This is a genomic window from Fischerella sp. JS2, from assembly GCF_032393985.1.
In the GTDB taxonomy this organism is placed as follows: Bacteria; Cyanobacteriota; Cyanobacteriia; order Cyanobacteriales; family Nostocaceae; genus Fischerella.
The window spans coordinates 1,431,192-1,456,039 of sequence record NZ_CP135918.1; the positions used below are offsets into that span (position 1 = coordinate 1,431,192).

Below are 24,848 nucleotides of genomic sequence, written 5' to 3' on the forward strand. Positions count from 1 at the left end.
GGAGTGTAAGATACGTGATGATGAGAATGTTCAAATATTAGTTAAGGTGTAATGTCGGAAGAATGATTGAGTTTGTTTCAGAATGCATACGGTAATACCAATTTGAAAAAAGAATGCGACAGATGGTAAAAATAGACAGAAGTAGCATTCAGGGTATGTGATGGTAGGGGTAACACAGATCGAGATAGTTGATAGTGTCGAGGAACTAGAGAAGTTGCTCAGACATCAAAAACAGTCTCGGAGCAAAGAACGTATACAAGCCCTATATCTGATTAAAGGGCAAGAAATGAGTGTAAGTGAGATTGCTAAAATCTTGGGAAAACATCGAGCTACAGTACATCGATGGTTGGCAGATTATCGAGAAGGAGGAATTGAGGCGGTTGTTGAATTTGGAACGAGTTCAGGTCGAAAAAGAGCAATACCAGATTGGGCTGTATCGAGTTTGAAAAAACAACTCGAACAACCAGAAGGTGGGTTTCAACGGTACACACAAATACAACATTGGTTAGAAAAAACCTTGGGTGTGCAAGCTGAGTACGCAACTGTACATCATCTGGCACGTTACAGGCTCAAAGCCAAGCTGAAAGTCCCACGTCCGCGTAACCGAAAACAGGACGAAGAAAAACTAGAGTCTTTTAAAAAAAACTCGGTGATGACTTGCAATTAATTGCTCAATACAGTGCCATTATCTTGCCCCAGTACGAAAATATTCGTTATTTGGCGTTGCTGAATAAAGGTATGTTTTAGGCAGGTAAGGGAACAGAACGATATTTGAGGTAGTGCAATAACAATCGAACAGAGTATCTCAGCATTTCCTCGGTTTTGGAATAACATAAAGTTTTACGATGAAGACGAGCCAAATAATGTCTAAGCCTTGTGTTTTCATTTTCGACTCGTGTCATGTAGGTCTTACTCACAATTTGGTCACCATCAGGAACAAAACAAGGGTAAACAGGGTATCCATCTGTGACGTAAAAATAACTCTGCCAACACTGGACAATGTTCCATAACTGTTGGAAAGTAGTCGAACTACGATCACCTAAAACCCAAGCAAGAATACCTTGAGTAAAGTGATTTACCGCCGTCCACAACCAGATTTTATTTTTTTTGAACCAATAAATGTTTCTAATTCATCTAGTTCTCCCACCTGCGGAATTTCCTTTGAATTTGGTGTATCCGCCAATTGTGTACCCACTCGTTTAACCCAATGAATAATGGTAGTATGATGAACGTTTTTCACCCTTTCAATTCCACGAAATCCCATACCATTGACGTACATTTTTAGGCATTCTTGTTTGATTTCATCCGAGTAGCCCCTGGGTGGTTTATAGACATCAATGAATTGACGACCACAATCACAGCAAATGTGATTCTGTTTACCTCTTTTCTTTCCATTCTTACGGTTATGACAAGATCCACAGCGTGGACATTCCATGATTAATTGACCTCAATTCATACCGCTATTATGCAACGCCCGTTATTTTGTACAAGATGAGAGTCGATTTGGACTCAAAACCATTGAAGGACGTAAAATTACTCTTCCCGGAGTTAAGCCTATTGGTGATTGGCAGTGGCAATTTAAAGCGTTCTGGCTATATGGAGCAGTTGAACCACTTACTGGGGAAAGTTTATTTTGGCAGTTTTCTCATGTTGATACCGAATGCTACCAACAATTTTTGAACGAGTTCGCTGCCTGTTATCCCAAATCACTTAACATTCTCCAAGTTGATAACGGCTTATTTCATAAAGCTAAACGTTTACAAATTCCAGAGAATATTGTTCTTTTGTTCCAGCCTGCTCATTCTCCTGAACTGAATCCCATAGAGCGCGTTTGGGAATATCTCAAGCAAGACTTGAAATGGGAGCTATTTGATCACCTGGAGCATCTGCAAACCAAGGTTGCTCAACTCCTAGCTCTCCTCACTCCTCAAATTGCTGCTTCTTTGACTGGTTATGACTTCATCCTCAATGCCTTATCTGTCGCAAACATTTTTTGAATTGGTATAATTTGGAACTGTTTCCACTGATGGAACAGAAGGAAATGGATAAATAGCAAAGTTGATTATGGTGAGGAGACGCTTGCAGAGTTAGAGCAATTAGTTGATGATTGTCTTAATACAGGAAAGTTCAAGTTCTCAATCTCAAGGATGAAGTTTTAAACTCGGATGTTCTCGTTTCAAGTGGGAAGTTTTTTGTTTGAGGTGAGAATGTTCTTGTTTCAAGTAGGAAGTTTCTCGTTTTAAGTGAAAATATTCTTGTTTTGAGTGAGAATGTTCTTGTTTCAAGTGAGAAATTTCTTGTTTTCAGTCTCGTTCCTCATCTTTGGACTACGGTGTACACCCATTTCTAAAAATCACCCCACATTTATATTCAAGTGAAATTCTCACACTCAGTATATATGCCGCCAAGAAATAAATTTCTTGGCTAATAGCGAAAGTCCACTCAAGTTGACTAGCAGCAGGTAATCAATCTAACAAAGAGTGAAGCGATCGCTTGTTTCTCTACAAATTAGATTCTCTACAAATTAGATAGCGATCGCTTCACCTCACCAAACCTACATCTTACCTTTTTGCATTATTTCTTGAAGATGGCGGCGAATCTCCTGTGCTTGTTCGATGTCAGACTGACGTAGTTTTTGGAACAATTCTACACAAGGCTGAGAACCAGCTTGTTGTGCATCTTGGATATAGGTGTCGTAAGCCTTGATCGCTTCGCCTTTATTGTGCAAAACGGTCAAAAAATCGTACTCTAGATCGCTAATAGGATTTTGAGATTGTCTTTCTCTAGTTTGAGTCATTGATTCACCCTCCTTTAGGCTTTCTATATTCACTTCTACTTGCCCTCAAAGAGGTGTTCATCTGTCCAGAAGGGTATAAGGGGAGGTGGGGAGATGGGGAAATGGGGGAAATGGGGGAAAGTGGAGAAATGTGAGGAGTGTGTAGACGCGCAAGCGACTTCCCGCAGGGTGGAGTGAGGGGAGTGTGAGGAGTGTAATATTTTCCTTGTCTCCCTTGTCCTTTTTGTCTCCCTTGTCCCCCGTCTCCCCGTTGTCCTTATCTCCTTTTTTGCATCGACGCGGGTCGCTCAAATTCACACTCTTTTTGCAGTTGTTGATTATCCTCAAAGTAGACAATTGGACAAGATTTTGTGTTAGCACTCATGCAATCCATATGTGGTGTTTTGGCACACACTATTAGTAATCCGCCAAGAATTAACAATAACGCACAAATTGAGGCACCTTGAATCCAAGAAATTTCCAACGCTCCATGTACAACTACTTCTCGGAGTACTGAGACAATTGTGACTTCAACTGCCACGCCTACAGCAATACTATGTTCCTGTAAGTAAATCATCAACAATCGAAATAATTCCACCAAAATCAAGATGAATAAAATTTTGGCTGTCACTTGTCTATATTCGAGTTGTTGTGTAAGAGCAACAAATATCGACCATAGTTGCATCAGCATGACGCCAAACAAGCTTAAACACAAGATAACCACAATCAAATCTTGGAAAGCTTCCATATTACGGACTATCCAGTGTCGATCAAACCAGCGATCGCAAAACAAAAATTGACTTTTGGGGCGCTTTCTCATGAAATTTCTATTTTGGTATTGGGACAACTGTTGACACACCAGCCAGTCCACCCAATACTTTTATTTTGGCAGAACTAAAGATTAAGAGGACAAGGAGGTACAAAAGACACGGAAAATATTACACTCCTCACACTCCCCCCACTCCACCCTGCGGGAAGTCGCTTGCGCGTCTACACACTCCTCATCACCCCACCTCCACCCTTATACCCTCAAAGATTAATAAAGCTTTGTGATAATATGGGAGACTGCTGCATAAATTTAGAAATAGAAAATTAACTGAATCATGGCTCTGACGCAACAGCGCAAACAAGAGATCATCTCACAATACCAAGTACACGAAACCGACACAGGCTCAGCCGATGTTCAAGTTGCCATGCTGACGGAGCGTATTAATCGTCTCAGTGAACATCTGCAAGCCAATAAAAAAGACTTTTCTTCCCGTCGAGGGTTGTTAAAGTTGATCGGTCAGCGTAAACGTCTTTTATCCTATATACAGAAAGAAAACCGAGAACATTATCAAGCTTTGATTGGCCGTCTCGGTATTCGTGGATAGGAACCCTTTTTATGCCTGCTGAATCTGACCGCTTGCCGTTTGAACCGAATAAAAAGCGCCAAAAACCTAGCAAAACAGAAAGCAAACCCCCGATTGTCAAGCAAGAGTCTGTAAAAAAGGAAACGAAAAAGCCACGTTATAACAAAGAAGAAGTTGCAATCCCTCAAGTAGTCAGCCAACGAATGATGCGTCGAGTGGCTGGTTTTGCTGGAGTGCCAACTTCTTTAGGCATCATGACCTTGGTTGTCAGCTATTTGCTTTTAGTCAACACCGATATCAAACTACCTCCTGTTGCCGTTTTATTGGTGAATATGGGATTTTTTGGTTTAGGTGTATTGGGGATATCTTATGGTGTTCTTTCTGCTTCTTGGGATGAAGATAGAACCGGAACTCTCTTAGGTTGGAGTGACTTCACTGTCAACGTGGGACGGATGGTATCAGCTTGGCGCCAATCTCGGCAGAAAAAGAATACATAATTGTTAGCGCTCAGATATTTAAATGATTGCTGGTATGGAAATAAGTATCTTTCCAGCCTATTGGGTAAATTTGAGAAAAGTGTTGAAGTTTAACAACTTCAACATTAAAAAATTAATAAAAAATTTATATTTTTTACCCAATACAGCAGTAGCAAAACTACTGAGCGCTCTATTTTTTATTTTTCTTATGACTAATAACTTCTTTACAGGGTACTCGCTAGCGCGAGTAGCTTACACTAGCGGAGGAAACTTGGCGTCTTGGCGGTTCAATAAACTAAGCTTTTTGTCAATTCTTAACATAAGTCCTGTTTTCGCAAAATCCAAACTTCGATAACGCTTTCTAAAGTTAATATTTTTTAAATATATGTGATTTATGAAAGTATTACTATAAATTTGTAACAATTCAGAGATAACTTGTGCTAAAGCGTAAAGAACAAACTAGCAACTACAAACATTAACTAAATTACTTAGATATTAGATAATAATTAATAGCAACTAGCAATTAGCAACTAACATGATTGTAGTCATGAAAATTGGTTCCCCTGAAGCGGAAATCAACCGCGTTAGTGAGGAACTCACCACTTGGGGGCTGACACCAGAAAAAATTGTTGGTAAACATAAGGTTGTAATTGGTCTAGTTGGCGAAACAGCCGACTTAGATCCCCTGCAAATTCAGGAAGTTAGTCCTTGGATTGAGCAAGTATTGCGGGTAGAACAGCCTTACAAACGGGCTAGCCGTCAATACCGCCACGGCGAAGCGTCTGAGGTAGTAGCAAACACACCTGATGGGCATGTTACCTTTGGTGAACATCATCCCTTAATAGTTGTGGCTGGGCCCTGCTCCGTCGAAAATGAAGAAATGATTGTTGAGACGGCGCGGCGCGTGAAAGCTGCGGGAGCTAGATTTCTGCGTGGAGGTGCATACAAACCCCGAACGTCGCCTTATGCTTTCCAAGGTCATGGTGAAAGTGCTTTAGAATTACTGGCAGCAGCGCGGGAAGCTAGCGGGCTGGGTATCATTACTGAAGTTATGGACGCCGCCGACCTGGATAAAATCGTAGAAATTGCTGATGTTGTCCAGGTAGGGGCAAGAAATATGCAAAATTTCTCTCTACTTAAGAAAGTAGGGGCACAACCGAAACCAGTGCTGCTCAAGCGGGGGATGTCGGCAACTATTGAAGAATGGTTAATGGCTGCTGAATATATTCTGGCGGCAGGAAATCCAAATGTGATTTTATGCGAGCGAGGAATTCGCACCTTTGATCGCCAATACACTCGCAATGCTTTAGATATATCAGCAATACCTGTTTTGCGAAACTTAACTCACCTGCCGATCATGATTGATCCAAGTCACGGTACTGGTTGGGCTGCTTATGTACCTTCGATGGCAATGGCATCTATTGCTGCTGGCTGTGATTCCTTAATGATTGAAGTTCATCCTAACCCGAAGAAGGCTTTGTCAGATGGGCCTCAATCCCTGACACCAGAAGCTTTCGACCAGTTAATGCAAGAACTAGCAGTTATTGGTAAAGCTGTAGGACGTTGGCCACAACCAGCTGTGGCTTTAGCTTAAAGACAGCAAGAAAGACGCGGAAAAAAGAGACGCGGTGATATTAGGAGTTTCTATATATTCTCCAAGTCACCGCGTCTATTTTTACCTTATTGACAACGCTGTTACATCTTCTGTCTTTTCAAACTAGCGTCTTCTGCTACCAAAGCCAGTAGTACGACGAGTTGGAGAACTACGTCCGCTACCAAAACGACTGCCAGTATTACGTCTCGTAGAACTAGAGTTACCAGATGGTCTGAGGGTACTGCTACCATAACCAGAACCAGTCGGGCGATTACCAGTAGTGGTACGTGGTGTTGTGCGTCGTACAGTAGAACTATTGGGATTTCTCCGTAGATTCCCTGTAGTACGGAAAGCTGTACGATTTCTAACTACTGCTGGTGGCTGATTGTAACGACGCTGATAGCTTGTCACCGCATCATTATAAGTTCTGCCATAACCACCATAGCCAGTTAACACCACTCCTGGCTGATACACAGGTGGTACATAGTATTGGGGTCTGAACAGGAGACTACCCAAAGCTTGGCCAGCTAATGCCCCAGCAAAAGGAGACCAGAAGCCGCTTTCTCGACGAACAACTACTGTCTCCTGTTGTCCGGTTTGAGGATTTGTCTGAGTTTGGGTAACGTTGTGGACGTACTCAATTTTAAAGTCTTCTGTTAAGTACATCACTGGCTGTCCGTTTTCTACTTTGAGGTAAGTTTTCTTACCCTGTTTAATTTCGTCATCGGTCAGCCGTGCCATTTGCAAATTTTCGGTTCTGACAGTTGGGGGCGTAGCGTTGAGTAAAAACAGAGTATACAGTCCGTCAGCATCATCATAAGTAGCTTGTTGTACTGGATACTGACCATCACCCAACTTATTTATGTTTGTTGTTTGGCTAGCATTGTTGGCTTGCGGCTGATTTTGATTTGCTCCACCGCCGCAGGCAACTGTGGTTAAACACAAACTTAATGTTAAAAAAATTACTGTGAATTGACGCAAAATTTTCATCAGCATTTGATTATTTTCTCATCCTCGAGCTTAACAATTTCTCCATCAAACTGGTAATTGGTAATTACTAATTACGAATGGGTGAAAACTCCCATTCTCTAACAATTACAAAGGTATCAACTCTGGGTAGTATTGCAAAAGCTGATCGTTAGTAAGTTCATCACCTAATTGAGCAGGTGAAAAATGTACCTGGATTGCTTGGAGTTTATGGTTATAATGCAAGTTTATTAAGGCTTTTAAGCCTTCTTTGAGAGCGTAAAGATTGGCCAGATCAGTTTCTAATTCTGGTACTTCTCCTGTATAAGCAACTGTAATCATCACCACAACATTGCGGGTTACAGGAATAGAAAAAGAGTCATTATAATCAGACTCAGAACTGAAATCTGGCTCACTTTTATAACGTTGGGCAGAGTCTGTAAATAATTCATTGATATAATCCCCTGCTTCGCCTTCATTCCAAAATACTTCGCCTTCATTAGCAGCAGAAAGCCAATATTCATCATATTGCAGTAGAGTTTCGCAAAGTTCTACTAATCCTTCTCCTAAAACATTGAGATCACCTTCAGAATCCATTGCTTCCCGCGCACCACGATTTAATACTCCTAAAATTGGTGCAACTTCAGATCCCGCTAAATGTAACATAATACGACAAACTACATAGCGAGTCTTACCCATCATTCTATTAAAGGAATCGCGCATTTTTCCTCCTCATATTTTAGTTGTTAGTGGGTGGAGATGCGATTAATCGCGTCTGTACATTAGCAGTTAGTAGTTTATAGTTTTTGATTTACCACTAACTACTATCTATGAGCTTATGTAATGAAATCCTTTGATAAAATCAATAACCATACTTGCAGAAGGTGTAATAACTTTGGTAGTGCCTAGAGAGTTGCCATCATTTGTAGATGCATTAATGTCAGAATTATCAATAAATCTACCAAAGTGAGGATGGTCATGGATAATCAAACTTTCGGCACTAGAATTAGTTAAAATTGTCTGGGTTGGTGCTTGGAAAAATTTGATTTTTGTTGTAATTTTAAGTATATTTATTAGTTTTTTGATTACACCAGTATTTTCTATAACTTGTTCGACCAATGTAGTCAATTGCTGAAAGTGCTGAGGAGTCAATGAAGTAATATGAGAAACTTTTTCACTCTTGATGATTGCCAATAGTGTACGAATATTGTTTTGGGTAGTTGTAGAATCTTGGAAGGGAAGAATTGCCATGTAAGCTATGGGTAATAAATTCAGATCACTATCTACACAAAATGTAAAAACTGTACGCCGACGCCCAATTTCCATGCTGGGAGGTTGTTTGAATTCGCGATATTGTTGAGCTATCTGGTGATAAGCACCAGCAATGGCAAAATTCGCTTCATGATCCAAGGGTTTATCGATCACAATCCGAATTGTCGGTGGAGTTTCGTTAAAAAATTCCCGTGATTCTTCAGTGTTGAATTTTTGAATGATAGAGCGATCGCCACTAGGACTAAGATCAACCCACTCACAAATCATGCCCTCAGTTTTTAAACCAAATCTGGAGGTCGAATAAAGTTTCGCGCCTGTTAAAGTTGCCCCTGATAAATCTGCACCTACCCATTCGGCTTTTATTAATTTAGCCTGAGTTAGATCAGCATGAACCAAACTAGCATTGGTTAAGTTGGCATTGCTTAAATCTGCCCCAATCAGATTCGCACCACTCAATTTTGCTTCACTTAAATCTGCCCAACTCAGATTTGCCCCATTTAAATCTGCCCAACGCAAATTAGCTCCACTCAAATTAGCCCCACTCAAATTACTATGGCTAAGATTGGCTTGTCTCATTTCTGCATTTCGGCAATTAGCACCACTGAAATCGGTACGGCTCAAGTCGGTGTTATTTAAGTTAGCGCCCTCTAAATTTGCTTCTGTTAACAAACTATCCCTCAAATTCGCCTCGCTCAAATTAGCGTAGCGCAGTATAGCGTGGCGAAGTGCAGCTTCTCTAAGATCCGCACAACTGAGATTGGCTGCAAACAGATCAGCACGACTCAGATCAGCACGAATTAACTCTGCACGGATGAGGGAGGCTGACTGGAGTTGGGCGCGACTCAAATCCGCTCTAATCAAATTGGCAACATTGAGACTAGCGTGGTTGAGGTTGGCTTGGTGAAGATAAGCACCACTTAATCTCGCTACATTGATCTGGGCATGACTGAAATCAGTACCACACAGATGGGAACCACTGAGATTAACAATACTCAAATTAGCATGACTAAAATTTGCTTCATTGAGCTTGACACCACTGAGGTTAGCTTCAGAAAGATCAACACCGCTAAAATCTCTCTCTCCTGCTTCGTATTTTGCTAGCAATTCCTCTAAAGTCATTGGAGTTACCTCACCGGATGCCAACTCAAATAGTGGGTAAAGTTGTGTATCTTAACTCGTAATTGAATTTCGATCAAAATCACAATGAAAATTGGTATTTTAGGACTCGGACTAATTGGTGGCTCTTTGGGTTTAGATTTGCGATCGCATGGACATTATGTGTTTGGAGTTAGTCGTAAGGAATTAACTTGTACCAAGGCGATCGCCCTTGGTAGTGTAGATGAAGCATCTGTTAACATGAGCTTGCTCACTGCCGCAGAGGTTGTATTTATTTGTACACCGATTGGACTTATTATTCCCACAATCGAGCAGTTAATCGCTCATCTACCTGCTAATGTTGTGATTACTGATGTCGGTTCAGTTAAAACACCGATAGTCACAGCAATTTCTCCCCTGTGGACAAATTTTATCGGGGGACACCCAATGGCGGGTACAGCCGAAAGTGGTATTGAGGCTGCACAAAAGCATTTATTTATTGGTCGACCTTATGTGTTAACACCAACAGCGACAACACCAACAGATGCATTATCTTGTGTAGAGAAAATAGTCAATCAACTGGGGTGTAGAGTTTACCATTGTCCTCCAGAAAATCATGACCGGGCAGTAAGTTGGATTTCTCATTTGCCAGTCATGGTTAGCGCTGCTTTAATTGCTGCTTGCTTGAGTGAAAGCGATGCCCAGGTATTGCAATTAGCACAAAATCTCGCTAGTTCTGGCTTTCGAGACACTAGTCGCATCGGCGGCGGCAATCCAGAATTAGGGATGATGATGGCACAATATAACCAACAAGAATTATTGCGATCGCTCCGACAATATCGCCATAATCTCGATGAATTAATTCACCTGATTGAGCAACAAAAGTGGACAGAGTTAGAAGAACTTTTCAAATTGGCTCAATCAAATCGTCCTAAATTTATTGAAGATTGTTAATGGTGCGTGGATAGTAGATAGTCGTTCAAAACACAAACAACTAAGTAGAAGGCTTCTATCTTCTCATGCTAAAACGGCAGCTAGCAAAAATAAACTATCTACCAAAATTGTACTTAACACGGCTCCGCCAAAAGCATACCAGTGACACTGTCTTCTACCTAAAGGTAAAATTCCTACCATCGTGAGAACCATAGCCAGAATTAATGCCCAGGCTACTCCCCAAGGCGTTTGTACTCGTGCGACTGCACTCTGTAAAATTAGTGGCACGAATTCTGGTTCTACTCGCATAATTTGTCGCCAGTGCGGCATTAAATTTACCAAGTAGAAATACACGTCAGTTAAGACAGTACCAATTAAGGAACCTAAATAAAACCAGTTACCGATTTTTCCCCAGTTTCGACGCAGACACCAGATTGCAAACGGTAGACCTATAGACTCTACTGGTAAATGCCATAAAGGTTCCCAACGCAACCAACCCCAGTAAATTGAACCAGCTAACCAACTCCAGCTAAACCCAAATAATAAATCTCCCCAATGGTATGTTACAGAACGTGACATTAATAATAAACTCAGCCACACCCATAAAAATGTGAGACCAATACTCAACCAGGGTAGCGATCGCACTAGAGGGGCTTCGATAAATACTGGTACAGATACCAAAAATATAGCTGCTGCGAATATTAACCAAGTTTGCCGAGCCGAGGCAAACATGCCAAGCGGAGTTGAGGCATTCACCTGAGAATGTACAGAGGCAGAGAATGTCTCAGTCTTTGATTTGATGTCGGTGGAAACAGTGTATGAGGACAATGTATTGTTAACCAAAGTTTATTAATATTCTTTACTTAACTTTATCTTATTTAAGATATCACAATCAAATATGCCCCCCCCGGGCATATTTATATTGTACTGATGGTAACACAGGGTTTGCTGCTAAGTTAATTCCCGATTCCCCATCCCCAATTCCTATTTTCAAGACAGCACTCCACCAAATTACTTTTGATAATCTGTGAGATCCCCGACTTTTTTAACAAGTCGGGGATCTGGTTCTTTGCAGAACTAATGACATAAACTACTAGTTTTCAAGTTTGGCTATCTGTTAATTGCTTGAACTGAGGCGTTACTGTTAGGTGATTCGCATTTAACAAGCACTAAGTAAATTAACCATTTGACAATCAAGTGGTAGACAAATCTTTTCAAGGGTGTCAAGCCATAGCCTAAACACTTGGAAAAATCACACCAAAAGTTGAGGTGCTGTAATCAAAGAACACAAGCATAGTTATGAAAATTTTGTAAAATTACGAAGATTTATTATGAGTGGTAAATTCTTCACAGAAGAAGGCTAATGGGTACTCGGGAACTCTTGGAGGGGATTAAATGTATCTATTCCAAAGCCGTCTCCCACAACCTTTACCAATAGCCCTTCTTCTATTACATCTGCCAGAAGGTATGCCAAACACCTGGAAGTTTCACTCGATTGTAATGACAATGATCGCATAAAAAACAAATGGTTCTATCAAAACGTCAACTATTCGTGCTTTTAACTGCTGCATCGACTTTTATTTCAGTTGCAGCCCAACCGCTAAAAGTTCTTAGCACCCAGCCAATTCCGGGCAATGGAGTGCAACAAATGAATATCTTGCAAGCGATTATTTTGGGGTTTGTGCAAGGAGTAACAGAATTTTTGCCTATCAGTAGCACAGCACATTTAAAAGTTGTACCAGTAGTTCTGGGTTGGGGAGATCCAGGGGTCGCTTTTACAGCCATTATTCAGTTAGGAAGTATTGCAGCTGTATTGTGGTATTTCCGGTCAGATCTGACACGATTGCTTAAGGGAGGATGGAGTGCTATTGCCCGTAAAGATTACGCTGACTACGACTTGCGTCTTTGTTTAGGAATTGTGTTGGGAACCTTACCCATCGTCTTTTTTGGATTGTTGATCAAAAAATTTATTCCAGATTTTGATAATTCACCGATACGCAGTTTAGCTGCGATCGCGATCGCTTCTATAATCATGTCACTATTACTGGGATTAGCAGAGATACTAGGCAAGCGTCAACGCGACTTTGAACATTTGACCATGAAAGATGGGTTATTGATGGGTTTAGCCCAGTCTTTAGCATTAATTCCGGGCGTATCTCGTTCCGGTTCTACTCTCACATCTGGATTATTTATCGGATTGCAACGAGAAACAGCAGCACGTTTTTCGTTTCTGTTGGGAATTCCAGCCATTACTTTGGCTGGGTTAGTCGAATTAAAAGATGTTTTAGGGCAAGGTGTTGCAGATGTGGGAATAGCTTCTTTAATTGTTGGTGTTATTTCAGCAACAATATTTTCCTATTTAGCAATTGCAGGGTTGCTGCGCTTCCTCAAAACCCACAGTAATTGGGTATTTATTTGGTATAGGCTGATATTTGGCATATTAATACTGGCGGCTATTAGGATGGGATTGTTGATAAATAGTTAAAACAAAGGATGAAGTGTCAAGGATGAAGGATGAAAAAATAATACTTCATTCTTTATCCTCCACACTTGAGCCTTCATACTTCAGCCTTTATATTTAAAATGACTACTATTCGTCCGGCTAGAGTTACCAAAGTATTACCCGATTCGATTGCAGCAGAAATTGGTTTTGAAGTTGGGGATGCGATCGTCAGTATTAACGGCACACCTCCCCGTGATTTAATTGATTATCGGTTTTTGTGCGCTGATGAGATTTTAGAACTAGAAGTCTTAGACGCTACTGGCAAAACTCATCATATTGAAATTGAAAAAGACTACGACGAGGATTTAGGGCTAGAATTTGAAACTGCTTTATTTGATAATTTAATCCAATGCAATAATCGTTGTCCGTTTTGTTTTATCGACCAACAGCCACCAGGTAAACGCTCAAGTTTATATCTCAAAGATGACGATTATCGCTTAAGCTTTTTGTATGGTTCTTACCTAACCTTAACTAATTTGAGGGAACGGGAATGGCAACGCATCGAAGCAATGCGGTTGTCTCCGTTATATGTATCAGTTCACGCCACAGAACCCGAAGTCAGAATTAGACTCTTAAAAAATCCTCGGGCTGGACAAATTTTGCAGCAACTCAAGTGGTTTCAACAAAGACGGCTGCAAATCCATGCTCAGGTAGTCGTATGTCCTGGTATAAATGATGGTCAGCATTTGGAACAAACCCTGAGAGACTTAGCGTCATTTCATACAGGTGAAGTGCCAACTGTTGCTTCTGTAGCAGTAGTACCAGTGGGATTAACCAAGTTTCGTCCCCAAGCAGACGAACTCACACCAGTTACTAGAGAAAAAGCCCAAGAGGTAATTCAACAAGTGCGATCGCTTCAGCAGCAATTTCGGCAAAAGTTTGATTATACATTTGCTTGGTTAGCTGATGAGTGGTTTTTAATTGCCAAAGAGGAATTACCATGCGAATCTGAATACGAAGACTATCCCCAAATCGATAATGGTGTTGGCTCGATTCGCTTATTTATCAAGCAGTTTATGCAAGTTGCAGATGAATTACTACCAGCAAAAATACCAGGACAAAAAAGATTTACCTGGGTAGTGGGTAACGCTGTAGAACAAGCATTTCAACCAATTCTCGAACAGTTGAATTCGGTAGAAGGTTTACAAGTAAATATGCAGGCTCTCAAGAGCGATTATTGGGGACAAAATATATCCGTGACAGGGTTGCTAACCGGTCATGATTTACTGTTAAATTTACAAGGGCAAGATTTAGGAGATGGAATTTTGCTGCCAACTGTCATGCTAAAACATGGCGAGTTGGTATTTTTAGATGATATAAATGTAAATGATTTAGCCCGGCAATTGGATACCAACATCTTCCCAGTGGCGGGGATAGAAGAACTAATAGAAACTTGTATTAAATAGTTGGTTGTTAGTAGTTAGTGGTTATTAGTGAATCACAAATGACCATTGACCAATGACTAATTTAAGTGAGGAGTGGATAGTGAAGTGCTAAAGAAAAAACTAGCAAAAGATAAATTTAAGAATATCAAAAAAACTGGATTATTTATTTTTAAAATAAAATTTACACTTTACAATCTACTCGCTATTACACCAGCAATCGCTACGACTGCTGAAGAACCTATAATCAGTGTTGTCTATACTCAAGAAAATGCTAGTCAGTGGGCAGGAATAGAAAATCGCTTACAAGCAATAGGTATAAAGTACTGTGTAATTTCTTTAGATAACGTCAAGAGTACAGCAGATTGGGGCGATCGCCCGGTGTTATTTTTGCCGAATGTAGAGAGTGTATCACCAACACAAGCGATCGCTTTGGAAGAATGGATGAGAAATGGTGGACGCTTGATTGCTAGCGGCCCAGTGGGGAGTTCATCAGCACCAGGAGTCCGTCAACTGCTGCAATCCCTCTTAGGTGGATATTGGGGATTCAGCTTAGATTCTCCGCAAAAACTACAACCTTCATCAGAAATAACACGGAATTTGAACAGTCCAGATGAACTGCTGGGTACAGTTCGTGGTGGTGTGATGATTCCCAATACTATAGCATCGCAAACAGCTGCTGTCTGGGATGCCAAAGATACACCGCCCGCAGTATTAACTACAGAACGCTCCACTTTGTTAGGTTGGCGTTGGGGAGTAGATGCTGCTTCTGGTGTAAAAACAGATGCAGCTTGGTTAAAAGCTGCACTTAAGCGGCATCTGCGAAAGTTTTCTATTTATAATAATAGAGTGCCAGGCGGTTCACAAATCTGCTCTACCTCCGTCGTCGCCACCACTCCCCCCACTCCTCAAACTCCCCCCGCTCCCCCCACTCCTCCTCCTCAAATTACAGCCACTGCTCCCCAACCGCGACCTCTACCTAATATTACGTTTCCACGTTCAGATGAAGCTATCGATCAACTGGAACAGAGGGTGCGTTTAGATGTAGAACCTAAATCCAATACACCTATTAGTCGTAGTGAAGCGATCGCTCTCCAGCAACAGTTAGAAAGTCTCATTGGACGAGTTGAAAGCGCCCACTTAGCAGCTACGGTACACAATCGTAATTCCCAAGTTGCCAAAGCACAGCAAGCGCAATTCGCCTCAATTAAATCTGGCGCACCAGTCCAGAATATTGAGCAAGTGCTGACACAAGCAAGGGAAGTGGCTAAAAATTTGCCTCGGCTCATCGCCCAAAAACAGTATGCTCAAGCGCGATCAAATTGGGTAATGGCCAAGAATTCCTTATGGCAGCAGTTTCCTGTTAATCAGAAATTGGCTCAACCAGAAATCCGCGCAATTTGGCTGGATCGGGGTACAATTGTCCGCGCTGGCAGCGAAAAGGGATTAGCTGCAATTTTTGATCGCTTGGCTCAAGCAGGATTCAACACAGTATTTTTTGAAACAGTTAACTCTAGTTATACAATTTACCCCAGTCAAGTTGCACCCCAGCAAAATCCTCTTACTCGTGGTTGGGACCCTCTAGCAAGTGCCGTGAAATTAGCCCACCAACGCGATATAGAATTACACGCTTGGGTCTGGACTTTTGCGGCTGGTAATCAACGTCACAATCAAATACTCAAACTTGATTCCAATTATCCGGGGCCAGTGCTTGCTGCTCATCCAGATTGGGCAGGCTATGATAACCGTGGTCAAATGATTCCCCCAGGTCAAGGCAAACCTTTCTTTGACCCAGCTAATCCCGAGGTACGGCAATACTTACTGCGACTGTATGAGGAAATAGTTACCCGCTATCAAGTAGATGGTCTCCAGCTGGACTATATTCGCTATCCCTTCCAAGATCCAAGTGCAGGAAGGACTTACGGCTATGGCAAAGCCGCAAGAGCTAAGTTTCAGCAGCTAACTGGTGTAGATCCGGTCAATATTTCCCCGAATCAAAGGGAATTATGGCAGAAGTGGACACAATTTCGTACCCAGCAAATCAATAGCTTCGTTGCCCAAGTATCTGAACATCTACGAGCGAAACGACCTAACTTGCTTTTCTCGGTAGCGGTATTTCCCTTACCAGAACAAGAACGTATTCAGAAAATTCAACAGCATTGGGAAGTTTGGGCCAGGCAGGGTGATATTGATGTAGTTATTCCCATGACCTATGCTCAAGATACTCTCCGGTTTGAGCGATTGGCACAACCTTGGATTGCTTCTGCAAAATTAGGCTCTACCTTACTAATACCAGGAATTCGTTTGCTTTCTCTACCAACTATTGGAGCGTTTGACCAAATCCAATTAGTCAGGGATTTGCCAATTAGTGGATATGCTCTGTTTGCGGCGGAAAATTATAACAACGAATTGCACACTGTTTTCAGTCGCACCCAAGGCAGAGAACAAGGTAGGCAAAAAGAACCTATTCCTTCACGTCAGCCTTTTGCTGCTGCTGCTAGTCGTTATCATGCTTTGCTACGCGAGTGGAAGTTTGTTTCCCAAAACGATGAACTAAAATTATCAGCGATCGCAGTTGCGGACTTTAATACTCAAGCAGAAGTTTTACAAAATGCTTTAAATCAGCTGGCTGCTGAGCCAAATGCTAGTAAATTGGTGGCTGCGAAAGCCAGTCTGGTTCGCTTTCAGTTCCAATTTCGGGTATGGATGCGATCGCAATCTGTGGCTAATCCCTATCAAGTCAAAGCTTGGGAAAATCGTTTGGTTGCGATCGAAAGACTGTTACGTTACGGAGAAAGAACTGCGGGAATTTAAGATTTGAGGTTAAACGCAGTCCCGATGAAACAAGTTTCACGAGCCTTGCAACCTCACCCCGTCAACAGAGGACACCCCTCTCCTTGCTAAGGAGAGGGGAAAAGGGTGAGGTTACTCTGCTTTGTTGCAACTGGTGCAAAGTTTTTGTTTTTAGTGATTTTACTGTTGCTATTAGTCATTTTATTAACAATAAATAAAATAGTTCTAAATTTAGAATGTAGATTTTTTGCAAGGAAATGTTACGAATTTAGCCCAAAAAATACTAGAAACTAGTTAAATTACTGAACAGCATAGACGCGCAATTGATTTGCCGCAGAAGGCTACAGTTATTAAGGGCATAGTGGAGATTTATACCCAGTAATGAAACTGATAACTGATAACTATTAACTGTTAAATATGCTACTGCTATTCAATTTTTATTGCTCAAGGCCATTGCAATTATGCACGCCTTAACTCAGTTGGTGTCTCTGCCGTCAATAGATACCGTAATTGATTTTTCGCCTCTAACTGTAACACCAGACACATCTTTACTAGAGGCTGTGGCACTAATGCATCAGCAGCAAGCGAGTTATGTCTTAGTGGTAGAGAATTTGTTCACAGGTAAAATGCGGGTGTTGGGATCGTTTACAGATCAAGATGTAATGAGATTACTCTGTGATAAATTTGACTTCCAAGCTACCACAATTTCGCAAGTAATGACTATTACCGCAATCTCACTTAGGTATAGTCAGATAGAAGTAAATAATATTACTGTTTTATTGACATTGTTACAGCAGTATCAATTGCCTTTACTACCAATAGTTGATAAAGAAAACCAACTAGTTGGAATAGTTACATTCAAAACTATTTATCAGGCACTACAAATTCCCCCCAGTTCTCCCTGTCAGCTAATAGACACCATCGAACAATTACGTTTATTCGAGTCAGCCGTTGTAAATGCTAACGATGCCATTATCATCACCACAGCTGATGCACTTGATGAACCTCTTGGGCCACGAATAGTGTATGTAAATGAAGCCTTTACCCGGATAAGCGGTTGGTCAAGTGCTGAAGTTATAGGTAAAACACCACGAATTTTACAAGGGGAATTAAGCGATCGCACCCAATTAAATCATATTCGCATTGCCCTACAAAATGGCTTACCAGTTAGAGCAGAAATAATTAATTACCACAAAAATGGCTCTACATATTGGGTTGAAATTAACATTGTTCCCATAGCAGATGCACAGGGCAAAATTACTCACTTTGTTTCTGTACAAAGGGATATAACTGAACAAAAGCAAGAAAATATAGAACTAGAAACAAGAGTAGAGGAACGAACAAAAGCTTTACAAAAAAGTGAAGAACGCTTTCGCTTCTTAGCGGAATCTATTCCCCAACAAGTATGGATTGCTCAGCCAGATGGCAATGTAGAGTACATCAATCAACGCATACAAAATTACTTGTGCTGTACACAAGAAGAAATTTTGGGCTGGAAGTGGCAAAATTGGGTGCATCCTGAAGATTTATCTAAATGTTTGGATGCTTGGCAAAAATCTATAGTTACAGGTGAACCATTAGAATTAGAATTTCGCTGGTATAGAGTAACTGACAGAACATATCGCTGGCACTTAGTACGTGCTGTACCACAACGTGATCAGGATGGGAAAATAGTAAATTGGTTCGGCACAAATACAGATATTCATGACCTCAAAGTGGCAGAGGCTGCATTGCGGCAGACTCAAGCACAGCTACAGGCTATTTTAGATAATTCTCCAGCGATTATTTATGTTGTCGACACTCAAAACAGATTTTTACTTATTAATAGCGAGTATGAAAAGGTGTTTAAATTTTCCAAACACCAGGTTAAAGGCAAAAGTATATACAAATTTTTCCCGCACCACATAGCTGATGAGTTTGCGAGGAATAATCGCAATGTTCTTATTACTGGTAAGCCAACAGAAGCAGAAGAAATTGTTCCCCAAGATGATGGGTTACATACCTATCTTTGTGTCAAGTTTCCTTTAAAAGATGCCAATGGTTTTCCCCGTGCCATTTGTGGCATTTCCACAGATATTACTGATCGCAAACGAACAGAAGCAAACCTGCGTTTGCGCGATCGCGCGATCGCTGCTAGTAGTAACGGCATTGTAATTTGTGATGCGAGGCTGCCAAACTTACCAATAATCTATGCTAATCCTGCCTTTAAGTACATTACTGGTTACTCTCCAGAGGAAGTCATCGGTCGCAGTTGTCGTTTTCTGCAAGGAAACGATACCAATCAACCAGAAATACAAGAATTAAGAAACGCTATCCAGCAAGCAAAAAATTGCACCGTTGTTTTACGTAATTATCGTCAAGATGGTAGTTTATTTTGGAATGAATTAAGTATTTCTCCGGTGTTTGATACTGATGGCAATTGCACTCATTATGTTGGCATTCAAAACGATATTACCGAGCGCAAGCAGTCAGAAATAGCATTAATGGTATCTCAACAGCGCCAGCAATATTTACTGTCCGCAACTCCAGCCATTATTTATACCTGTAAACCTTATGGAGATTATGACATTACCTTCATGAGTGAGAATGTTACCGCCATGCTGGCTTATAAAGCGGAAGAATTTACAGAAAATTCTAAGTTTTGGAGCGATCGCATCCATCCAGAAGACAAATCCCATGTTTTTACGGAAATGATAAACCTATTCCAGCAGGGAGAATATATTTGTGAGTACCGTTTTTTACACAACAATGGTAATTACATTTGGGTATACGATCAATCCAAGCTTGTACGGGATGATACTGGTAAACCCCTAGAAATTGTCGGTTATTGGACAGATATTAACAAACGCAAGCAATTAGAAGAGGAACTAAGAACAGCATTGGAAAAAGAAAAAGAACTTAACGAACTAAAATCTCGTTTTGTCACTGTCATCTCTCATGAATTTCGTACACCGTTGAGTACCATCCTTTCTTCTTCAGAGTTAGTAGAACACTATCATCACAAATGGACAGAAGAAAAATTACTCTCCCATATACATCGCATTCAAAACAGCGTTAAACATATGACTGACATGTTAAATGATGTGTTGGTAATTGGTAAGGCAGAAGTGGGAAGAATAGATTTTAAACCGACATTACTAGATTTGGTTGAGTACTGCCGTGACTTACTCCAAGAATTGCAACAGGATGTTAATACAGAACATGCGATCGCCTTTGACTGTGAATACGAATCTATATCCTGCCACATGGATCAAAAATTGTTGGGACACATTCTCAGAAATTTACTCACGAATGCAATTAAATATTCCTCCAACAACAGTATCATCACATTTACTCTCACCTATCAAGCAGGTCAAGTTGTTGTATTTGAAATAAAAGACAAAGGAATTGGTATTCCCCAAGAAGATTTACCGCGTTTGTTTGAATCTTTCCATCGTGCTGCAAATGTTGGCAATATCCCTGGTACTGGTTTAGGACTAACAATTGTCAAAAAATGTATAGATTTACAGCACGGTGAAATATTTGTGAACAGTGAAGTGGGAGTAGGAACAACATTTACTGTCATCTTGCCATTAAAAAATCTTTAGTTGTTTATTGATAGTCGTGATCGGAAATAAAAATACTAACTACTAACTACTAACCATCAATAAATAGGAAAATATGACTAAAATTTTAGTAATTGAAGATGAAAATGCAGTTCGTGAAAATCTTGTTGAATTACTGGAAGCAGAAGATTTTGAAACTATTGATGCTGCTAACGGTAAATTAGGGATAAATTTAGCTCTAACTGAAGTTCCTGATCTGATTTTGTGCGATTTGATGATGCCAGAACTTGATGGTTACGGTGTATTAACCACTTTACGGCAAGAACCGCTAACTGCAACGATTCCGTTTATTTTTCTGACTGCAAAAGCAACTAAAGCTGACTTTCGTCAAGGCATGGAATTGGGTGCGGATGACTATCTCACAAAACCATTTACTCGTGCTGAATTATTGAGTGCAATTGATGGGCGTTTACAAAAACAAGCTACTTTAAAACAATATTTTTCTACTAGTCCACAACTCAAAGCTTTTAATTCAGAAATGTTGGTTGTCAAAAATATTTTACACGGTGCGATCAATCAAGGACACTTTCGACAATTTTTTGTTGAGTATCAACCACAAGTAGATATTCATTCTGGAAAAATCATTGCCGCAGAAGCTTTACTTAGATGGCAAAGTCCAGAATTAGGAAGAGTCGCTGCTTCTGAATTGATTCCTTTAGCAGAGTCTACAGGGTTAATAATTCCTATTGGTGAATGGGTTTTAGAAAGTGTTTGCCAACAAAATCAAACTTGGCAAAATACTGGTTATTCTCCCTTGTGTATAGCTGTTAATTTTTCAGCACGTCAATTTACTCAACCTGATTTGATTAAAAAAATTATTCAATTTTTAACCGCTAATAATTTGGAACCACATTACTTAGAATTAGAACTTACAGAAAGCTTAATTATGCAAGATATTAATACCGCGATCGCTACAATGAATGAATTGCGTTCCTTGGGTGTAAAAATAGCTGTTGATGATTTTGGTACAGGCTACTCTTCTTTAATGTATCTCAAAAAATTACCTATCAATAAGTTAAAAATTGATCGTTACTTTATTCATAATGTTGTCAACGACCCACAAAAAGCAGCTATTACAACAGCATTGATTCAAATGGGTCATAATCTCAATCTTCAGGTGATTGCTGAAGGAGTAGAAACTGAATTAGACTTAGAGTTTTTACGGCATCATAACTGTGATGCTATGCAAGGTTTTTTGTTTAGTCGTCCTGTTGCAGCATCTGAATTTCAAAAGTTTTTAAGTAGGTCAGCTTAAATAAAGCAAACTAGTTAGGGTTGTGACTTGTCCTTTGTCATTTGTCTTTTGTAACAACTAGTAATTATTCATCAATGACTAATGACTAATAACCAATAACTCATGACTTAAAAAGTATTGCTTTTACACCTATTTGCCCTTACTCATAAGTAAAAGCTTACAGCATTGCTAATCAGTTTGATTGATTTGACAATGCTATAAGCTTCATGGGTATGTTCATTTGGCTGACTTAATTTCATTATGAACAATCAACGTTTGAAATCATGTTGATTTTTGAGTTTAACTTATGTATATATTGCATAAATTTTATGCAAAAATGTAATTATTTGCAAAATTTATTTGATACACAATAAAAATCAAGTTATTTGATAGCTATTTCCATAAAATCAATATATAAATGAATTATAGATATTTTCAACACTATTTCTTGTTTAGTACAATCACTTACGTATTTGCATTAATAAATACATAAATATCATGAATAGTAAGTTTATATAGTAAAACAATGGCAAAGCGATCGCTGCAAGCATCAGCTGAGGGGATGAGAAAAGCCAAACAAGCTTTTCGACGTAAAGGTTGGACTCAGGAATATCTAGCTGGTGAAGTAGGTTTAGAAACTCGTCAGCCGATTTGGAAATTCTTTACTGGTAAAGCTATTGATCGTCAAGTTTTTCATGAAATTTGCTTAGTCTTGGGATTAAATCCAGAAGAAATTGCTCAACAGCCCCCTGATGAATCAATTTCTTGGGAAACAATCTCAGAAAATACTTCAGATATTGATGCTTTAGTACAAAAAGCACGCTTTGCCAATTACGAAAAAATTCAAGCCCAGTGTGGAACTCTACATCTTTTGGATATTGCTCGACCTATTGTTTTAGATAATCTTTATGTAGAAGTCAATATATTTGAGGAAATCACCAGTAAAAGATGGTTGGAAATTACTGACTTACAAAGGCTAGATTCTAATAATTTTGATCGTTTTAATTTAGATAAGTTTAATCAGCAACGAATTCCTGGTTTAGAAGCAGTTGCCAAATACTCTAAATTAATGGTATTTGGCAAAACAGGCTCTGGTAAAACCACATTTTTACAATCGCTTGCAGTTCTTTGTAATCAGGGAAAGTTTAAATCAGATTGTCTACCCATTTTTGTTAGCCTCAAAAGCTTAGCTGAAAATATTAGCGATAATAAACAAATTAGTTTATTACAATATATTTATCAGGAATTTAATGATCAGGGTATTTCCATCTCAGAAATTTCCACCATATTTGCTCACGGAAAAGCATTAATATTACTAGACAGCCTAGATGAATTAAATGAAGAAGAAAGCAATATAATTATTAGAGAAATTCATAATCTTTCTGAAAAATTTTATAAAAATATAGTAATTATTACTTGTCGCCTTGCTGCTCAGCAATATCAGTTTAATGGTTTTACTGAAATTGAAATAGCTGATTTTTGTAAATCGCAAATTGTAACATTTGCAGATAAATGGTTTGTAGCTGTGGCAAAAAACTCTCTTTGGGAGGGAAAAGCAAAGGCTGCTGAGTTTATAAAAAAATTAGAATTGCCAGAAAATCAGCAAATTTTAGAGTTAGCAACAACACCACTTTTACTAAATCTTACTTGCTTAGTATTTCAATTTTTAGGTGACTTCCCAGCTTTACGCTCAGAACTTTATAAGCAAGCATTAGAATTGTTGTTAGTGCATTGGGATGAAGCCAGAAGAATCAAAAGAGATGAATTTTTTCGCAATTTATCGTTGCTACATAAAATTAAATTACTTTGTCGTTTAGCAGCCACTACATTTACTCAAGGAGATTACTTTTTTCCAGCAACTAAAATCCAATCACTCATAACCGAATATCTGCGTCAGCTTCCCCATGCATCTACAGATTCAGAGGCGTTGCAACTTGATAGCAGTGCTGCATTAAAAGCTATTGAGGCACAACACGGTTTGTTGCTAGAACAAGGACGAGGTATTTATTCTTTTTCGCATTTAACATTTCAAGAATATCTAACTGCTAGAGAAATTGTTGCTGCTGGAAATTCCCAAACTCTGCAAAATTTTGTTACTCATATTGGAGAAAAACGTTGGCGAGAAGTTTTTTTGCTAGCTGCGGGAATGATGCAGCCTGGAGATGAATTATTGTTATTAATGAAACAACAAATTGATAATTTAGTGACTTCAAATCAAAAATTGCAGAAATTTCTGAAATGGTTAGATGAAAAAACTTCCATAATCAATGCATCTTATTATCCAGCTAGTATGCGCGCTTTTTATTTTACTCTTGCTCTTCCCCCAGATTATCCTCTTGCTTACAATCAAAATTTGGCTTTGTCTTTAGATAGTAGATTAGCAGGAAATTTAGCTATTGATTTAGCTTTAGATCTGGCATTAATCCATGCCCTAGCTGTGAGTTTGAGGATAACTACTAATATTTTCTGTCAACGCTTATCTGCGATCGCACTTGCTCTTAACTTACAACACCTACTACAGAAGCGTCCTCTTCTCCAACAATCACTACAAAATCTACACGATGAACTGCCGACAACCCAACAAAGTAGACATGCTTTAAAAAGTTGGTGGCAGGAAAAGGGAGAAACATGGACTAGTAAATTACGAAATCTAATTATTAGCGATCGCCAAATAGGACATGATTGGCAGTTTAATGAAAATGAATTACAAATATTACAGCAGTATTGGAATGCTAACAAAGTTTTAATAGATTGTCTAAATCATGCTGGTAATGTTAGTTTGACAACAGTCAAATCAATAGAAAAAAATTTGTTTTTAATTGATAGACATCATTCATTCTGAGGCGTTTGTTTTCAAATCTTGCACC

19 protein-coding genes are annotated in these 24,848 nt (G+C 39.6%); 12 read left to right on the plus strand and 7 right to left on the minus strand.

Annotated elements, in window-relative coordinates; all coding sequences use genetic code 11:
* Positions 1 to 160 precede the first annotated feature (160 nt).
* Positions 161 to 667, plus strand: a complete 507-nt coding sequence (locus RS893_RS06015) for a helix-turn-helix domain-containing protein (protein WP_315785251.1) — start codon at positions 161 to 163, stop codon at positions 665 to 667.
* Between the two features lie 76 nt (positions 668 to 743).
* On the opposite strand, the gene RS893_RS06020 is transcribed toward RS893_RS06015, so the two are convergent.
* Positions 744 to 1,435, minus strand: a protein-coding gene (locus RS893_RS06020) for an IS1 family transposase (RefSeq protein WP_315784082.1) whose coding sequence is annotated in 2 segments (ribosomal slippage) — positions 744 to 1,111 and positions 1,111 to 1,435 — 693 coding nt in all. Because the reading frame shifts where the segments join, the coding sequence is not laid out codon by codon here.
* A gap of 19 nt (positions 1,436 to 1,454) precedes the next feature.
* Between RS893_RS06020 and RS893_RS06025 the strand changes: the two genes are divergently transcribed.
* Positions 1,455 to 1,997: an IS630 family transposase gene (locus tag RS893_RS06025; RefSeq protein WP_315791883.1), complete on the plus strand. Its 543-nt coding sequence runs from the start codon at positions 1,455 to 1,457 to the stop codon at positions 1,995 to 1,997.
* 557 nt (positions 1,998 to 2,554) lie between these two features.
* On the opposite strand, the gene RS893_RS06030 is transcribed toward RS893_RS06025, so the two are convergent.
* Positions 2,555 to 2,797 carry a hypothetical protein gene (locus RS893_RS06030; protein ID WP_315790322.1) on the minus strand — a complete coding sequence of 81 codons (243 nt, stop codon included), beginning with the start codon at positions 2,795 to 2,797 and terminating at the stop codon, positions 2,555 to 2,557.
* A gap of 256 nt (positions 2,798 to 3,053) precedes the next feature.
* On the minus strand, positions 3,054 to 3,596 hold the full coding sequence (locus RS893_RS06035) for a phosphate-starvation-inducible PsiE family protein (protein ID WP_315790323.1): 543 nt from the start codon (positions 3,594 to 3,596) through the stop codon (positions 3,054 to 3,056).
* 283 nt (positions 3,597 to 3,879) lie between these two features.
* Between RS893_RS06035 and rpsO the strand changes: the two genes are divergently transcribed.
* From rpsO to aroF, 3 genes are all read left to right on the plus strand, one after another.
* Positions 3,880 to 4,149: a 30S ribosomal protein S15 gene (gene rpsO, locus RS893_RS06040; protein ID WP_016865286.1), complete on the plus strand. Its 270-nt coding sequence runs from the start codon at positions 3,880 to 3,882 to the stop codon at positions 4,147 to 4,149.
* Between the two features lie 11 nt (positions 4,150 to 4,160).
* On the plus strand, positions 4,161 to 4,625 hold the full coding sequence (locus tag RS893_RS06045; RefSeq protein ID WP_315790324.1) for a PAM68 family protein: 465 nt from the start codon (positions 4,161 to 4,163) through the stop codon (positions 4,623 to 4,625).
* Between the two features lie 514 nt (positions 4,626 to 5,139).
* On the plus strand, positions 5,140 to 6,198 hold the full coding sequence (aroF, locus tag RS893_RS06050; protein ID WP_315790325.1) for a 3-deoxy-7-phosphoheptulonate synthase: 1,059 nt from the start codon (positions 5,140 to 5,142) through the stop codon (positions 6,196 to 6,198).
* Between the two features lie 123 nt (positions 6,199 to 6,321).
* Here the strand turns inward: aroF and RS893_RS06055 are convergent, their stop codons facing one another.
* The 3 genes from RS893_RS06055 to RS893_RS06065 form a co-directional block, all read right to left on the minus strand.
* On the minus strand, positions 6,322 to 7,194 hold the full coding sequence (locus RS893_RS06055) for a hypothetical protein (protein WP_315790326.1): 873 nt from the start codon (positions 7,192 to 7,194) through the stop codon (positions 6,322 to 6,324).
* Between the two features lie 99 nt (positions 7,195 to 7,293).
* Positions 7,294 to 7,887, minus strand: coding sequence for a DUF1517 domain-containing protein (locus tag RS893_RS06060; protein ID WP_315790327.1), 594 nt, complete (start codon positions 7,885 to 7,887; stop codon positions 7,294 to 7,296).
* A gap of 105 nt (positions 7,888 to 7,992) precedes the next feature.
* Positions 7,993 to 9,555: a pentapeptide repeat-containing protein gene (locus RS893_RS06065; protein ID WP_315790328.1), complete on the minus strand. Its 1,563-nt coding sequence runs from the start codon at positions 9,553 to 9,555 to the stop codon at positions 7,993 to 7,995.
* Positions 9,556 to 9,639: 84 nt separating this feature from the next.
* Here RS893_RS06065 and RS893_RS06070 point away from each other — a divergent pair, with 84 nt between their 5' ends.
* The gene (locus RS893_RS06070) at positions 9,640 to 10,485 is read left to right on the plus strand and encodes a prephenate/arogenate dehydrogenase (protein WP_315790329.1); all 846 of its coding nucleotides are present in this window, start codon (positions 9,640 to 9,642) and stop codon (positions 10,483 to 10,485) included.
* A gap of 63 nt (positions 10,486 to 10,548) precedes the next feature.
* On the opposite strand, the gene RS893_RS06075 is transcribed toward RS893_RS06070, so the two are convergent.
* Positions 10,549 to 11,196, minus strand: a complete 648-nt coding sequence (locus RS893_RS06075; RefSeq protein WP_315791884.1) for a DUF3120 domain-containing protein — start codon at positions 11,194 to 11,196, stop codon at positions 10,549 to 10,551.
* Positions 11,197 to 11,989: 793 nt separating this feature from the next.
* Here RS893_RS06075 and RS893_RS06080 point away from each other — a divergent pair.
* The 6 genes from RS893_RS06080 to RS893_RS06105 all read left to right on the plus strand — a co-directional run bounded on the left by RS893_RS06080 (position 11,990) and on the right by RS893_RS06105 (position 24,823).
* A complete protein-coding gene (locus tag RS893_RS06080) occupies positions 11,990 to 12,949 on the plus strand; it encodes an undecaprenyl-diphosphate phosphatase (protein ID WP_315790330.1) in 960 nt (319 codons plus the stop codon).
* Positions 12,950 to 13,047: 98 nt separating this feature from the next.
* A complete protein-coding gene (locus RS893_RS06085; protein ID WP_315790331.1) occupies positions 13,048 to 14,373 on the plus strand; it encodes a TIGR03279 family radical SAM protein in 1,326 nt (441 codons plus the stop codon).
* A gap of 84 nt (positions 14,374 to 14,457) precedes the next feature.
* Complete coding sequence (locus RS893_RS06090) at positions 14,458 to 17,163, plus strand: family 10 glycosylhydrolase (RefSeq protein ID WP_315790332.1); 2,706 nt, start codon at positions 14,458 to 14,460, stop codon at positions 17,161 to 17,163.
* 440 nt (positions 17,164 to 17,603) lie between these two features.
* Complete coding sequence (locus RS893_RS06095) at positions 17,604 to 20,729, plus strand: PAS domain S-box protein (protein ID WP_315790333.1); 3,126 nt, start codon at positions 17,604 to 17,606, stop codon at positions 20,727 to 20,729.
* Positions 20,730 to 20,802: 73 nt separating this feature from the next.
* Positions 20,803 to 22,002, plus strand: coding sequence for an EAL domain-containing response regulator (locus RS893_RS06100; protein WP_315790334.1), 1,200 nt, complete (start codon positions 20,803 to 20,805; stop codon positions 22,000 to 22,002).
* A gap of 505 nt (positions 22,003 to 22,507) precedes the next feature.
* Positions 22,508 to 24,823: an NACHT domain-containing NTPase gene (locus tag RS893_RS06105; RefSeq protein ID WP_315790335.1), complete on the plus strand. Its 2,316-nt coding sequence runs from the start codon at positions 22,508 to 22,510 to the stop codon at positions 24,821 to 24,823.
* The last annotated feature ends 25 nt before the right edge of the window (positions 24,824 to 24,848 follow it).